This window comes from Nonomuraea zeae (genome assembly GCF_005889725.1).
Lineage (GTDB): Bacteria > Actinomycetota > Actinomycetes > Streptosporangiales > Streptosporangiaceae > Nonomuraea > Nonomuraea zeae.
On the sequence record NZ_VCKX01000126.1, the window covers coordinates 1 to 13,877 of the forward strand.

The window sequence follows — 13,877 nt, forward strand, 5'->3', positions numbered from 1 at the left end:
CCGCCACCACCACCACCGCCGCCGGCACCACCGCCGCCGGCACCGCCACCACCACCGCCGCCGGCACCCGGCAGGCCAGGCCGAGTAACCTGCCCGCGCCGCTGACCAGCTTCATCGGACGCGACGGCGACCTCGCCCGGATCGACACGCTGTTCGCCGCCGGGCGCCTGGTCACCGTGCTCGGTCCCGGTGGCGCCGGCAAGACGCGCCTCGCCGTCGAGGCCGCCCGCCGCCACCGCCACGAGTACCGCGACGGCGCCTGGATGATCGACCTCGCCTCGGTCACCGAGCCGGCCAAGGTCGGCGCGGCCGTGCTCGCCGGGATCGGGCTGCGCGGCGGCGCGCTGTTCGAGGCTTCGGCCAGGCTGCGCGACGACCCGGCCGGCGAGCTGGACGTGCTGGCCGACCAGCTGGGCGGCCGGGAGAGCCTGCTCGTGGTGGACAACTGCGAGCACCTGATCGACGCCGTGGCCCACCTGATCGCGGCACTGCTGGCCCGCTGCGCCGGGCTGCGGGTGCTGGCCACCAGCCGGGAGCCGCTGGCGATCGACGGCGAGGCGCTGGTCCCGCTCGGCCCGCTCACCCTGCCGGAGCCGGACGCGGACGTCGAGCAGGCCCGCCGTACGGCGTCGGTGCGCCTGTTCGCCGAGCGGGCGGCGGCCGTGCGGCCCGGGTTCGACGTGGACGAGCGCAACCTCGGCGAGGTGCTGCGCGTCGTCCGCGGCCTGGACGGCATGCCGCTCGCGCTAGAGCTGGCCGCGGCCCGCCTGCGTACGCTCTCGCTGGCCGGCCTCTCCGACGGGCTGTCCGACCGGTTCCGGCTGCTCGTCACCGGCAGCCGCACCGCACTCCCCCGGCACCGCACGCTGGGCGCGGTCATCGCCTGGAGCTGGGAGCTGCTGAACGAGCACGAGCGCACGCTCGCCGAACGCGTCTCGATCCTGCCCGGCGGCGTCACACTTGCCTCGGCCAGCGCGCTCTGCGCCGGCACCGCGGTGCCGGCCGCCGAGATCCCCGAGCTGCTCGCGGGCCTGGTCGACCGGTCGCTGCTGCAGCTCGCGCCCGGCCCCGGCCGCTACCGCATGCTGGAGACCATCCGTGAGTACGGCCTGGCGAGGCTGGCCGAGCAGGGCGCCCTGACCGGCGTACGGGACCTGACCGCCCGCTATTTCGCCGAGCTGGTCGCCCGCCACGACCCGCTGCTGCGCGGCCCCGAGCAGCTCGACGCGCTCCACGTGCTGCGCGCCGAGTACGACAACGTGCTCGCCGCCCTGCGCCACCTCTGCGACACCCGCGACGCCGGCGGCGCGATCGGCCTCGCGGTCAACCTGACCTGGTACTGGCAGATGCTCGGCCGGCACCCCGACGCGGCCTACTGGCTCGGCGAGGCGGTCGCGCTGCCGGCCGAGCCGCCGGGCGTGGAGCGCGACATCGCCGAAGGGGTGCTGCTGCTCAACACCATCGCCACCCAGAGCGCGCTGATCAGCGACTCGATCGTGGAGCGGCGCGAGGAGCTGCGGGCGCTCACCGGCCGGCTGCTGAGCCGTCCGGAGCTGCCGGGCTTCGCCGGGGCGCTGACCGCGCTCAGGCTGGCCTCACTGGAGGGGACCGAGGCGTCGCCGGCGATCATCCAGCGGCTGGCCGACGGGCCGGATGTGTGGCTGGCCGGGCTGGCTCACCTGTTCCGGGCCCAGTCCGCCGAGAACGACGGCCACCTCGACCAGGTCCGCGGCGACGTGACCGCCGCGTTGGAACGCTTTGTCCGGGCGGGCGACCGCTGGGGCCAGGCCGCGGCGCTGCCGCTGCGCGCGCTGCTGCGGCAGTACGACGGCGACCTCGACGGCGCGCTCGCCGACCTGAACGAGGCCAAACGGCTGGCCCGCGAGTTCGGGTCGCTCAGCCTCAGCGACGAGTTCTTCATCGACCTGCGCTGGATCGATCTGCATGTGCGGCTCGGCGAGACCGCGCGGGCGACCGAGATGATCGCCTCGGCCCGGGAGCGCGCGCTGCGCTCGGCGTCGCCCGAGCTGGCGATCCTGCTCGACGCGCGGGAGGCCGGCCTGCTGGTGCGGGCCGGTGACCTGGAGCGGGCGCGCGAGCTGATCGAGTCGGCCGAGACCGGGCTGTCGGAGCAGCGCCCGTTCGGCGGCGACCATGGGCAGGCGCTGGTCGGCTCGGTGCGGGCCACGCTCTGTCTCGAGCTCGGCGACGGGCCCGGGGCCGAGGAGGCGTTGGGCCGGGCGTACGCGGAGGCGGTCGGCAGCAGGGACCTGCCGATCGTGGCGACGGTGGCGGTGACCGTGGCAGAACTCGCCGCGTCGTACGGGCACTACCGTGACGTGGCCGTCGTGCTCGGCGCGGCGGCGCGCCTGCGCGGGGCCCACGACCGGACCGATCCGCAGGTCCGCACGCTGAGCGGCCGTGGCCGGGCCGCACTCGGCGGCGAATGCTTCGCCGAGGCGTACGAGACCGGCTGGCAGCTGGACGCGCCGGCGGCCCTGAGCCGGGCCGATCCGGCGCTGCTGCGAGGTGCGGCGGACGGCGCCGCCCGCTCCCGGGTGGAGTGACGCGTGTCACGTCGCGTCATGTCACGTCTCGGCGATGCGCGGTGTCCTGAGGGCATGACTGAACACCACACGCCGCACAAGGTCGTCGTCATCGGTGGCGGTTACGCCGGCACCCTCGCCGCCAACCGGCTGCGCCAGCGCGACGACCTCCACATCACCCTGGTCAACCCCCGCCCCCAGTTCGTCGAACGCATCCGGCTGCACCAGCACGCCGCCCGCACCGGCAACGCCACCATCGGCTACGACACCCTGCTCGGCGAAGGCATCCACCTCGCCGTCGACAGCGCCACCCGCATCGACACCACCACCCGCACCGTGCATCTCACCTCCGGCCGAACCCTCGACTACGACCACCTCATCTACGCCGTCGGCAGCACCGCGGCCACCCCCACCTCCGTACCCGGCGCCGCCGAACACGCCCTCGACATCGCCGAGTACGAGTCCGCGCAACGACTGCGCGCCCGGCTCGACGATCTGCCCCTCGACGCTCCGGTCACCGTGGTCGGTGACGACGCGGAATCCGTACGTGCTCGTCATCCTGCAGTCCGAAGTGGAACGGCTGCTGGCGGAGCGCGCGGCGGAGATCGGGGGGCGACTGCGTCGCGGCGCCGAGGTGGCCGGGCTCACCCAGGACGAGACGGGCGTCACGGTGGAGCTGGCGGACGGGTCGCACGTCCGGGCCGGCTACCTCGTCGGCTGCGACGGCGGACGCAGCACCGTGCGCGGGCTCGCCGGCATCGGGTTCCCCGGCACCTCGGCCACGATGACCGCTCTGCTCGGCGACGTCGAGCTCACCGAGCCGCCCGCGGACGGCATCTTCCAGGAGCGGCGCGAGCACGGCAGCTTCTCGGTGATGTCGTGGGGCCCGGACTGGTACCGGGTGCTGACCAACGAGTTCGATCACGTCGCCGGCCGGGACGAGCCGATGACCCTGGAGATCCTCCGCAAGTCCCTGCTCAAGATCGCGGGGACGGATTTCGGGATGCACTCGCCGCGCTGGCTCTCCCGGCACGGCGACGCGGCGCGCCAGGCCGACCGCTACCGCGTGGGCCGGGTCCTCCTCGCCGGCGACGCCGCGCACATCCACTTCCCGGCGGGCGGTCAGGGCCTGAACACCGGCGTGCAGGACGCGGTCAACCTCGGCTGGAAGCTCGCCGCCGTCGTCCGTGGCCAGGCCCCGGACCTGCTGCTCGACACCTACCACGCCGAACGCCACCCGGTCGCCGCCCGCGTCCTGCACAACACCCGCGCCCAGACCGCGCTCTGGCGGGTGGACGACCACACCTCCGCTCTGCGCGAGGTGCTGGGCGACCTCATCGGCATCGATGAGGTACGGCTGCGCCTGGCCGGCATGATCACGGCGACCGACCTCCGGTATCCGATGGAGGGGACGGACGATTTCCTCGGCCGGCGGATGCCGGATCTCGACCTCGGGCACGGGCGCGTCCACGAGCTCCTGCACCGCGCCCGTGCGGTGCTGCTGGATCTCGGTGGGCTCCCGCCGCTGGACGCCGTCGTCAGCGGCTGGGCGGACCGGGTCGATCTCGTCCCCGCCCGTCCGGCCGAGGGCTCCGGTCTCGGGGCGAACACCGTACTCATCCGGCCTGACGGACATGTCGCCTGGGTCACCCCGGCCGGCGAGCGGCCGGACCTGGACGCGCTCCGGACCGCGCTCACGACGTGGCTCGGCCCGGCGCACGCACCCCTACGGGCCCATGGCGACCGGTGAGCGCGCCGAAGCGGATCCGCGCCCCTCCGGATGAGGCGACCGGCGCGCCCGGCCTGTCAGCTCGGCTGGGGCCGGCTCTTCTTCCCGTCCAGCCACAGCGTGTCGGACTCGTCGCGGTGGGAGCCGGAGCCGCCGACATGCTTCGCGTCGATCTGCGGGCCCTTTTTGATCACGTGCACCAGTGCCATCGCGTGTCCGCGCCCGAGGTCGAAGTCCTGCTTCAGCCACTCGATGATCGTCCCGGCCTTCGCCGACGGGTCATCGAAGCCGCGCTCCTTCGCCAGCGCGATGAACTCCCGCGGCGTCAGCCCGGTCTTGTCCTCGATGTTGTCCAAGTACGCCTGGAACGACACGACTCTCTCTCCTTGTCAATGGGACATTGCACGCACAGTGTCCCATTGATCACCTTTGTAAGGTTTGAGAGGTGTCCGGCGGAGCCGCTCCTCAAGCATGATCCTTTCCTTGACCTTCCCGCCGCGTCACCAGCGCAGCAGGGCGGCGACGCCCTTGTGCGCCGCCAGCGGCCGGGCGGCTTCCGTGCCGAGGATGGTGAGGCGGGCGCCGTTGTCCAGGGCCGCCTCGATCATGCGTTCGCCGAGGTCGGGCTCCTGTTCCACGACCATGGACTGCGGGGTCTGGTCGTCATAGAGGAAGCCGTCGGCCCCGCGGGCCCCGGTCCAGCGGCCGTTCTCGTCGAGGAGGAGATGGTCCACCCGGCCCTCGTTCAGCAGGGCGAGCGTCTGGTTGAGCCCGAGCACGCCCTTGCCGCCGGACAGCGCCGCGTCCTGCACCCGGGCGACCAGCGCCGCGTCCCGTCGCTCGCGGGCGGCGCTCAGCTCGGCGGCCACGTGCTTGGCCGCCTCCACCGCCGACAGCGTGTCCACGATGGCGTCCACCTGCACGACCTGCGTCGGGTGCATCGCGCCGGCCAGGATCTCGGTGAGGGCCGGGTCGCCGATCAGCAGCACGTCCGTCCACGACAGGGCCGCGACCCGGCGCCCGACCTTGGGCGCGGCCCCGATCATGAACCGCCGGAGATGGTCGTCGATCCGCCGCTGGTAGCGGTCGACCTGCGTGGAGTCCGTCTGCGTCGTGCCGCCGGGGCCGGGGCCGCGCATCTGGCGCCAGTCCTCGGTGTCCAGGTCGAAGGCGATCCGGGCGACGTCCTCGGCCGCGCCGTACCTGTAGTCGATGAGCCGCACCCCGTCGCGCGAGACCAGCACGAGCCCGGCGGGCGCGCTGGTGGCCATGGCGGTGACGAGCGGCCGCACGTACGCCGTCGACTCCAGCACCGCGCAGTCCTGGATGGGCACCTGGAGCGAGATCTTGCGGAGCTCTCCGTCGCTCACGGCGGCGAACAGCGCCCGTCCGATCCCCGACTCGGCCGCGTCGACCAGGTCGCGGATGTCCGGCTCCAGCTCCTCCAGCCGGGAGAGCACGGCGGTACGGCGGTCCCTGTCCGGCCAGGAGGCGACCTGTTCCCGGATGGCGCTGAGCTCGTTGCGCAGTCGGATGCCCCAGGCGGGCCGGGCCGAGGCCTCTTCCGTCGGGTCGGCGGTCGTGTACAGCGACACGACGCCCACCTCGTCCTTCATGGACACGAGGTCGCGGAGGAAGGTCTGGTCGTATTCCACGGTGGTCCTCCTTGCGTTGGGCTCCCCTTCCGACTCTAGGGACCCCCGAATGGCCCAGATCTCCCCGTTAACGGACATTTCCCACTTCTTGGCCAAAGGGTGCGCGAGCGGTGTCGAGGGGATTTCGTGGGCCTGGCTTGACGCTCACGGACGTACCGTCGATTTCAGGAACGCCGGTGGAACGAGGTGCACCGTGACCGGAGGTAACAGAGTTCAGGTACGCCGGGTCTACGCGGAGCCCGAGGCGGACGACGGGACCAGGGTGCTGGTCGACCGGATCTGGCCGCGCGGGCTGACCAAGGCCAAGGCCGGCCTCGACGAATGGTGCAAGCAGATCGCGCCTTCGACGGAGCTGCGTATCTGGTATCACCACGATCCCGAGCGCTTCGCGGAGTTCGGCCGCCGTTACCGCGGCGAACTCCACGCTCCCGAACGCGCGCAGGCGCTGGCGCATCTGCGCGAGCTCGCGGCGGGCGGAGCGCTGACCCTGCTCACCGCGACCAAACAGCCGGAGATCAGCGAGGCGGCGGTGCTCGCCGAGCTGCTGCAGCACTGATCATGATGATCGGCCACTCGATGCGCGCCGTCAGCGCGCGTCCACGGGTTGCTGGAAGTTGTTCAGCAACGTGAAGTGATCCCGCGACTCCTGCGGGATCGGGCCGATCTCCACAGGATCGGAGGGGGACTCCAGGCTGAAGCGGTAGAGCTTGGCCGTGTCGGTGCTGTTGTTCGCGTCGGAGGCGATGATCAGGGAGCGGCGGTCCCGAGAGAGGGCCGTCGAGATGATCGACGACTCGGTAGCCGGGGCGATTTCGGCCTTCACCTTCACCTCGGTGTGCTGCACGTACTCGATGTCGTCCCGGGCGAGCGCGGGGCTGACCCTCGCGATGTAGAAGTCGTTGCCCCCGCCCGCGCAGAGCAGGTCCGTGGCGCCGAGCCAGGCGGTGGGGTGGCAGTCGCGCAGCCCGCCCTCGCCGCGCACGGCGATTTCCATGCCGAACGGCTTGTGCATCGGTTCGTCGTCGTGTCCCTCGATCGTTCTGCCCACGAGGTCGAGTTCGGCGCCCTGTACCGACGTCAGCCCCTCGACCACGGTCGTGGAGTCGGCCGCGAACCTCCCGGAGGGATGGACGACGCCGGGGCACACGACGGCGACCGACCGGATGACGCGGTAGTAGATCTCGTCGCTTTCGTGCGTGATGCAGGCCACGCTGAGCCGGCGCGGGGTCAGCTTGCCGTCCGGGCCGGACGAGACGTACCGCAGGCCGCGGCGGAACCAGAACGAGCCGTCGGGCGCGAATCCGGGGTTCTTGTCCGAGAACGTCTCCGTGACGTACCCCTTCTTGTTCGACTTCTCGGTGAGGTCCGTGAATGCCCCGGTGCCGAGGTCGAGCCAGCCGACGTGCGTGTCCTCGCTCTCGGAGGCCCCGTTCACCTGCACGGCGACCCGGCGGCCGTCCGGCGAGACGGGGCTGACGCCGGGATCGCCCGTTTCGCCGCACAGGCTGCGGACGACCGCCTTCTCCCCGCCCGCCTTGGCGGCGATCTCGGTCAGGAGGGGGTCGAGCGTGGCGCCGGAGAAACTCGCGGTCGGGGTGCGGAAGGCGTCGTCGTAGGCCGTGACCCGCCAGTGCTCGTCGGTCCACGAGCAGGCCACCGGCCCCTGGGCCGCGAGGAGGGCGGGCAGGCTCTTCGCCGCCTCGGCCAGGGCCGCCTTCCTGGGATCCGGGGCGGCGGTGGTGCTCGGATCCGGCGGCGAGGGTAGGCCGGCGGGACCGAGCGGGGCCGAACAAGCGGTGGCGGCCAGCAGGATCGCGACTGACGCCGCCGTCCGGCCGCCTCTGGGCGTGCCCATCCAGATCTCCGTTCAATGATGATCCATAAAAGAGTGAATACTATTAACCATGTGTCGCCCATTCACCGCAAGTGGCAGCAGCGGCCGGGAACCGCGAAGATGGGCATGTGACAGCGTTGACACGACGGGAACGACTGCGGGCCGAGCTCGAACGCGACGCCAAGGCCGCGGCCCGGCGGATCGCGGCGGAGGAGGGCGTCGAGGGCCTGACCCTCGCCGCCGTGGCCCGCGCCGTCGGGGTGACGCCGCCCGCCCTCTACCGCTACTTCGACGGCAGGGCCGGGCTCGTGCGCGCCGTCTACGACGACGTCACGGCGGAGTTCATGGACAACGTCGCCCGGGCCCTGCACCGCCAGGATCCCGACGACATCAGCGCCCAGCTCCACGCCGCCACCCGGGCCGTGCTCGACTGGTCACTGGCCAACAAGGTCGAGTTCGACCTGCTCATGGGCGCCGCCTACCCCAAGATCGCCGAGTCGGACGAGGGCATCCCGAAGGTCATCGCGCGCGAGCTGGGCGGGTTCTTCGGGGTGCCGTTCGCGCGGCTGTGGCGCGAAGGGCGGCTGACCATCGACGCGGACGAGGACATCGATCCCGTCCTGGCGGCACAGTTGCGTACGTACCGGACACACGTGGGCCTGGACTTCCCCATCGGCGTGGTCCTGCTCATGGTCATCTGCTGGCGGCAGATCTACGGGCTGCTCTGCATGGCCGTGTACGGGCACCAGGAGTTCGCCTTCGACGACCCGATGCCGCTGTTCGAGCACATGATGGACCACCTGCTCGGCATCCTCGGGCTCGAACGCAGCCCCGGCCTGCGCGTGCCCTGACCGAGCGCCCGCGGGGACACGATCTCGGCTGGCGTGGATCTTCGTGATCTATGGTGTCCGTGGGATCGCACAGACAGGAGAACCGCGTGGACCAGGACGAACGGCTGCTGCACAGCTCGTCATTCGGCGCGGCGGCGGCCGCGTACGCCGAGCACCGCCCCGGCTACGCGCACGCCGCGGCGCGCTGGGCGCTTGAACCCGCGCCCGGCCCGCGCGTGCTCGACCTCGGCGCCGGCACCGGCAAGCTGACCGCCACGCTGATCGAGCTGGGCGCCGAAGTCATCGCGGTCGAGCCCGACCCGGCGATGCTGACCGAGCTGCGCCGCGGGCTGCCGGCCGTCCGTGCCCTGCCGGGCAGTGCCGAGTCGATACCCCTGCCGGACGCGTCCGTCGATGCCGTGCTGGCCGGCAACGCCATGCACTGGTTCGACATGGCCGTCGCGGGACCCGAGATCGCCAGGGTCCTCGCGCCCGGCGGCGTCCTGGCCGGCCTGTGGAACGTCCTCGACGACCAGGTCGGCTGGGTGGCCGGGCTCGCGCGGGTGAGCGGGAGCGCGGCCGTCGGCCCGCGCGACACGCCCGCCGCCTGGCGCGCCGAGACGGCCGGCATGCATCTTCCCAAGACGGGCGAGGCCGCCCGCTTCGGCTCGCCGGAGCAGGCCGAGTTCCCGCACGGGCAGCGTCGCACCGCCGACTCCCTCGTCGCGACACTTGCGACGCGCGCGGGGATGCTGGTCATGCCGGAGCAGGAACAGCAGGCCACGCTCGGCCGGATCCGCGCATTCCTGGCGAGCAGGCAGGAGACCGCCCTCGGCGAGTTCACCCTCCCGATGCTGACCAGCGTGCTGCGCGTCCGGCGGCTGTGAAAGCCGTCGTCCGCGCTTCCCGGCGGAAACGCTGAGGAAACGCGGTCGCGGGTTGCATGGTCTGGCCCGGCTGGGACCGGGGAAACCATGAGCAAAGAGGCACAGATGACACATAGCACCTCGAAGCCCTCACGGCGCGCCGCCCTTGGCCTGCTCGGCGCCGCCCCCTTGACCGCGAGCGGTGTGCTGGCGGCCTCGGGGGTCGCCGAAGCCGTCGCCGGGTCCGCCCGCACCGGCGGGATCCCCGCGGACCTGCGTCCGGGGGGTGCCTTCGACCGCTACATCAGGGATCTGGCCGCGCAGGACCTGTTCTCCGGGACGGTGGTGCTGGCCCACCGCGGCCGCCAGGTGCTGGCCCGCTCCTACGGCATGGCCGACAAGGAGAAGGGGATCCCCAACACGACCGGCACCATCTACGCCCTGGCCTCGGCGTCCAAGCCGTTCACCGGGCTGGCGGTGGTCCAGCTCGCCCAGCAGAAGAAGATCAAGTTCTACGAGAAGGTGGGGGCGTATCTGGCCGGGTTCCCGGCTGAGATCGCCGAGCACGTCACCGTCCATCAGTTGCTCACCCACACCGCCGGGATGAGCGATCCCACCAACACCACGTCGGAAGGCCACATCTTCACCGGCGTCGAGGAGCGGACGCAGGACATCGCGCGGCGGGCGCGTACGCAGGAGCTGCGCTTCACCCCCGGCACGAAGAAGGAGTACTCGAGCATGGGCTACGAGGTGCTCGGGGAGCTGGTGGCGACCGTGTCCGGGCAGCCGTTCCACGAGTACGTTCGCGAGCACATCTTCCGGGCGGCCGGGATGGCGGACTCCGCCTACTACACCAGGCCGGAGTGGCTGGCCGATGCGCGCATCGCGCACCCGTACATGCTGCAGGAGGACGGCTCCCGTATCGACGGCGTCCGCCACCTGGACAAGGGTGGCGCCGGCCAGGTGAAGGGCAGCAACTCGGCGCGCGCCTTCATCGGATCAGGCGGCGGGAACGGCTTCTCCACGGCCCCCGACCTGGTGCGCTTCGCGCTCGCGGTGCAGCGCGACAAGCTGCTCAAGCGCGCCTATACCGAGTTGTACGTGAACCCGAAGATCTCCGGTGCGCCGATGCGGCAGGGCCCCGCCGACCCCGCCGCCGGCGAAGGTTTCCACGCGTACGGGCCCACCGCCTCCATCTACAACGACCAGCGCTACATCTCCCACGGCGGCGGCATCTCGGGCGGGTCGACCAACTGGAGCATCTACCTCGACATCGACTGGGTGGCCGTCGTGCTGTGCAACTACGATCTCGCCATCGAGACGATCATCGCGCGGGAACGCAAGCTGATCACCGCGTAGTCGCCCCCCGCTCCTGACGGCTCCGCCGCAGGTGGCCGGAGGCGGGCGCAGCGAGAGGCGGCGGTCAGGAGCCGGGCTCCTCCGCGGACGGCTCCGTCGTCTCCGTTCCGTCCGGCGCGAGGGAGATGGACGGCGAGCCGCCGAGCTCCCAGCGCATGTCGCCCTTGCCGTCGTTGTTGATGTTGTAGACGATCACCCCGTCAGCGGTCCAGCCGCCGTTCGCGGTGGAGGTCCACCAGGCGAAGCAGTCCCACATCCGCCCTTCGGAACTGGCGTTCCCGTTGAGGTCGCTCTTCCAGTCGCAGTTGTTGGAGTCGAATACCGTGTCATGGCGTTCGACGCGGGACTGGGCGATGAATTTGTCGAATCGGGTGCCGCCGAGAAATGAGCCGTCCCAGTTGATGCTGAGGACGGCCTTCTTGGTATTTCCGCTCGTACCGGAGCTGTATATGCACAGCTCGGCCCCGACCCACACGTCGGGCTTCCCCGGCAGGTCGAATATCTTCTCCTGGGGCGCGGAGCAGGCGGCCGCCGCGTGGGCGGCACCAGGGGCAAAGGCGATGCTTCCGGCCACCAGGGTCGCCGCCGCGGCAAGGCGCGGCATCATGCGTAACATAAGACGCCTTTCAGCTCTTTACCGTCGTGTTCACCGTTGTCCGGGACGTTGTTCACCCCGCACGGGCGCCGGCCGTTCATGACGTGTCCGAGGGGCTGCGCCCGGCCGATCGCGTGAGCCGGTCGGCGAGCGCCACGACGAGATCACGGAGCTCGTCGGGTCGCTCGATGACGAACGGCCGGTCCAGCGCGGCGAGCACCGCGGGCAGCCAGTCGAGCCGGTCCGCGCGGAGCTCGACATGACACCAGTGCTCGTCCCCGGACTCCGCGCTGCTCGCGGCCGGCGGCTCCGTCACGATCGCGACGCTGCCGGGAAGCCGCGTGCGGATGTGCTCAGCGCTCGCCTGGATCCGCAAGGTCACCTCATGCCGGTACGGAGCCGTGGCGAGCCCGGACAGGAGGCGCTCGGCCGGGTCGGGTCCGGCGGGCGGTTCGAACGAGCCGGGCAGCGCCCTGGTGCCGGCGATGCGATCCAGCCGGAACGTCCGGTCCTCGCCGATCGCGGGATCCGAACCCGTCACGTACCACCTGCCGGAGTGGGCGACGAGCCCGTACGGATGCAGCGTGCGCTCGCTGCTCCGGCCGTCGGCGGCGGTGTACCGGATCGAGATCGGCCGGTGGTGGCGCACCGCGTCGGCGATCGAGAGCAGGACCGCGCTCTCCGGGACGGCCGCCTCGCCGGGCGGAGCCGTGAAGGCGAGCGAGTCGAGCACGGCGTCGAGCCTGCGGACCAGCCGCTCGGGCAGCACCCGCCGGATCTTGGCCGCCGCCGTCTCGCTCGCCGTACCCGTGGTCGCCGACAAGCCGGCCCGGCGGCCCGCGACCAGGCCGAGCAGCACGGCGAGCCCTTCCTCGTCGCTCAGCATGAGCGGCGGCAGGCGGTAGCCCGAGGCCAGCCGGTAGCCGCCGTAACGGCCGCGCACCGACTCGACGGGCACGTCGAGGTCGATGAGGTGGTCGACGTAGCGCCGCACCGTTCGCTCGTCGACGTCGAGCCGATCGGCCAGTTCGGCCAGGGTCCTGAGGCCTCCTGACTGCAGGAGCTCCAGCAGGGTGAGCACGCGAGCGATGGGTCGGGGCATGCCGGGAAGCCTCCTCCAGATACCGGGCGGGTTCTGTCCAGTATTGGCCATAACGTGTGGTCAGCAGCACCTACCGGCCAGGAGAAGAGCCATGAACTTCGTCTCGATCCGCATCATCACGGGCGACGTCGCCCGCCTCGTCGACTTCTACGAGCGCGCCACCGGCGTACGGGCGAGCTGGTCCGGCGAGGACTTCGCCGAGCTCCGAACCGCCTCGGCCACCCTCGCGATCGCGAGCACCCGTACCGTCCCCCTGTTCGCGCCCGGCTCCGCCCGCCCGGCCGACAACCGCAGCGTCATCCTCGAGTTCCTGGTCGACGACGTGGACGCCGTGCACCGGAGCCTGACCGGCTTCGTGGCGGACTTCGTCAACGAGCCGGCCACGATGCCCTGGGGCAACCGCTCGCTGCTGTTCCGCGACCCGGACGGCAACCTCGTCAACTTCTTCACCCCCGTCACCCCGGCCGCCATCGAGAAGTTCGCCCGCTGACGACAGCGCCCCCGCGGCCTGATGGTTGACACGTTCTCGGTGTGAAGGGAAAGATACGGTCGTCCGTACAACTTAGGCGGGGGACGGCATGACTGACTGGGAACGCAGGCTGGCGCTCGATCCTTCAGCCGCGGTGCCGCTCTACTACCAGCTGCGCGAGCGCCTGCGGGCGGTGATCCGCGATTGCGAGCCCAACACGATGATCCCCGCGGAGAAGGACCTGATGGTCTTCGCGGGCGTGAGCCGGGCGACCGCCCGGCGGGCGATCGGCGACCTGGTCCAGGAGGGCCTGCTGGTGGCCCGGCAGGGCAGCGGCACCTACACCGCGCCGCTGGCCGTGACGCCGGAGCTGGGATCGCGGCCGGTCGGGTTCACCGAGACGATGGCGCGGCTGGGCCGCAAGCCCACGACGCTGCTGCTCGAGGCCCACCTCCAGCCGGCCGGTCCCGACGTCGCCGTCGCGCTCGGGGTCCGGGAGCACGAGGAGGTCGTCTTCGTCGAGCGGCTGCGCCTGCTCGACGGCGTGCCCTGCATGGTCGAGAGCGCCCACCTGCCCGTCGAGCTGGTCCCGGGCATCCTCGACGAGGATCTCACCGGCTCCCTCTACGACCTGCTGCGCACCAAGTACGGCCTCGTCCCCGCGAACGGGCGGGAGACGATCGGCGCGGTCAACGCCGACTACCGGCTCGCCGAGCTGCTGCGCGTGCCCATGGCCGCCGCCCTGCTGGCCACCACCCGCAGCACCTGCGCCGAGAGCGGGATCGCCGTCGAATACACCATCCGGCACGCCCGCGGCGATCTCACCGTGTTCTCCGTGGAGCTCAACGACGCCAAGAACGCTCTCATGGGCCACTGACCCCATATCGGAAGG

The 13,877-nt window shown here is 71.7% G+C and carries 13 protein-coding genes and 1 pseudogene; 9 read left to right on the forward strand and 5 right to left on the reverse strand.

All coding sequences use genetic code 11. The features are described 5' to 3' along the window. From ETD85_RS33305 to ETD85_RS33315, 3 genes and pseudogenes are all read left to right on the forward strand, one after another. On the forward strand, positions 1 to 2,567 hold a 2,567-nt coding region (locus tag ETD85_RS33305; RefSeq protein WP_206058867.1), incomplete at its 5' end, for an ATP-binding protein. A 54-nt stretch (positions 2,568 to 2,621) separates the two neighbouring features. Continuing rightward, positions 2,622 to 3,014: pseudogene (locus tag ETD85_RS33310) on the forward strand (FAD-dependent oxidoreductase); the annotation flags it as partial. Positions 3,015 to 3,093: 79 nt separating this feature from the next. Further along, entirely contained in the window at positions 3,094 to 4,296 is a 1,203-nt protein-coding gene (locus ETD85_RS33315) for an FAD-dependent monooxygenase (protein ID WP_206058876.1), read from the forward strand. A gap of 56 nt (positions 4,297 to 4,352) precedes the next feature. On the opposite strand, the gene ETD85_RS33320 is transcribed toward ETD85_RS33315, so the two are convergent. Together ETD85_RS33320 and ETD85_RS63465 are read right to left on the reverse strand one after the other, a co-directional pair. After that, positions 4,353 to 4,649 carry a DUF4287 domain-containing protein gene (locus ETD85_RS33320; RefSeq protein WP_138693784.1) on the reverse strand — a complete coding sequence of 99 codons (297 nt, stop codon included), beginning with the start codon at positions 4,647 to 4,649 and terminating at the stop codon, positions 4,353 to 4,355. Between the two features lie 126 nt (positions 4,650 to 4,775). Beyond that, positions 4,776 to 5,930 carry a VLRF1 family aeRF1-type release factor gene (locus tag ETD85_RS63465; RefSeq protein WP_170246965.1) on the reverse strand — a complete coding sequence of 385 codons (1,155 nt, stop codon included), beginning with the start codon at positions 5,928 to 5,930 and terminating at the stop codon, positions 4,776 to 4,778. 193 nt (positions 5,931 to 6,123) lie between these two features. Between ETD85_RS63465 and ETD85_RS33330 the strand changes: the two genes are divergently transcribed. Next, complete coding sequence (locus ETD85_RS33330; protein ID WP_240779599.1) at positions 6,124 to 6,486, forward strand: DUF488 domain-containing protein; 363 nt, start codon at positions 6,124 to 6,126, stop codon at positions 6,484 to 6,486. Positions 6,487 to 6,516: 30 nt separating this feature from the next. Here ETD85_RS33330 and ETD85_RS33335 read toward each other — a convergent pair whose 3' ends face one another. After that, the gene (locus tag ETD85_RS33335) at positions 6,517 to 7,785 is read right to left on the reverse strand and encodes a hypothetical protein (RefSeq protein ID WP_138693786.1); all 1,269 of its coding nucleotides are present in this window, start codon (positions 7,783 to 7,785) and stop codon (positions 6,517 to 6,519) included. Between the two features lie 107 nt (positions 7,786 to 7,892). Between ETD85_RS33335 and ETD85_RS33340 the strand changes: the two genes are divergently transcribed. The 3 genes from ETD85_RS33340 to ETD85_RS33350 all read left to right on the forward strand — a co-directional run bounded on the left by ETD85_RS33340 (position 7,893) and on the right by ETD85_RS33350 (position 10,819). Then, positions 7,893 to 8,615 carry a TetR/AcrR family transcriptional regulator gene (locus ETD85_RS33340; protein ID WP_138693787.1) on the forward strand — a complete coding sequence of 241 codons (723 nt, stop codon included), beginning with the start codon at positions 7,893 to 7,895 and terminating at the stop codon, positions 8,613 to 8,615. A gap of 86 nt (positions 8,616 to 8,701) precedes the next feature. Then, the gene (locus tag ETD85_RS33345) at positions 8,702 to 9,481 is read left to right on the forward strand and encodes a class I SAM-dependent methyltransferase (RefSeq protein ID WP_138693788.1); all 780 of its coding nucleotides are present in this window, start codon (positions 8,702 to 8,704) and stop codon (positions 9,479 to 9,481) included. 105 nt (positions 9,482 to 9,586) lie between these two features. Next, entirely contained in the window at positions 9,587 to 10,819 is a 1,233-nt protein-coding gene (locus ETD85_RS33350) for a serine hydrolase domain-containing protein (RefSeq protein ID WP_138693789.1), read from the forward strand. Positions 10,820 to 10,883: 64 nt separating this feature from the next. Here ETD85_RS33350 and ETD85_RS33355 read toward each other — a convergent pair whose 3' ends face one another. Then, positions 10,884 to 11,426 (reverse strand): hypothetical protein, encoded by a 543-nt coding sequence (locus tag ETD85_RS33355; RefSeq protein WP_138693790.1) that lies wholly within the window; start codon positions 11,424 to 11,426, stop codon positions 10,884 to 10,886. An 85-nt stretch (positions 11,427 to 11,511) separates the two neighbouring features. Then, positions 11,512 to 12,516 carry a helix-turn-helix transcriptional regulator gene (locus tag ETD85_RS33360; RefSeq protein WP_138693791.1) on the reverse strand — a complete coding sequence of 335 codons (1,005 nt, stop codon included), beginning with the start codon at positions 12,514 to 12,516 and terminating at the stop codon, positions 11,512 to 11,514. 91 nt (positions 12,517 to 12,607) lie between these two features. Here ETD85_RS33360 and ETD85_RS33365 point away from each other — a divergent pair, with 91 nt between their 5' ends. Next, positions 12,608 to 13,006, forward strand: coding sequence for a VOC family protein (locus tag ETD85_RS33365; RefSeq protein ID WP_138693792.1), 399 nt, complete (start codon positions 12,608 to 12,610; stop codon positions 13,004 to 13,006). A gap of 88 nt (positions 13,007 to 13,094) precedes the next feature. Beyond that, complete coding sequence (locus ETD85_RS33370) at positions 13,095 to 13,862, forward strand: GntR family transcriptional regulator (protein ID WP_138693793.1); 768 nt, start codon at positions 13,095 to 13,097, stop codon at positions 13,860 to 13,862. The last annotated feature ends 15 nt before the right edge of the window (positions 13,863 to 13,877 follow it).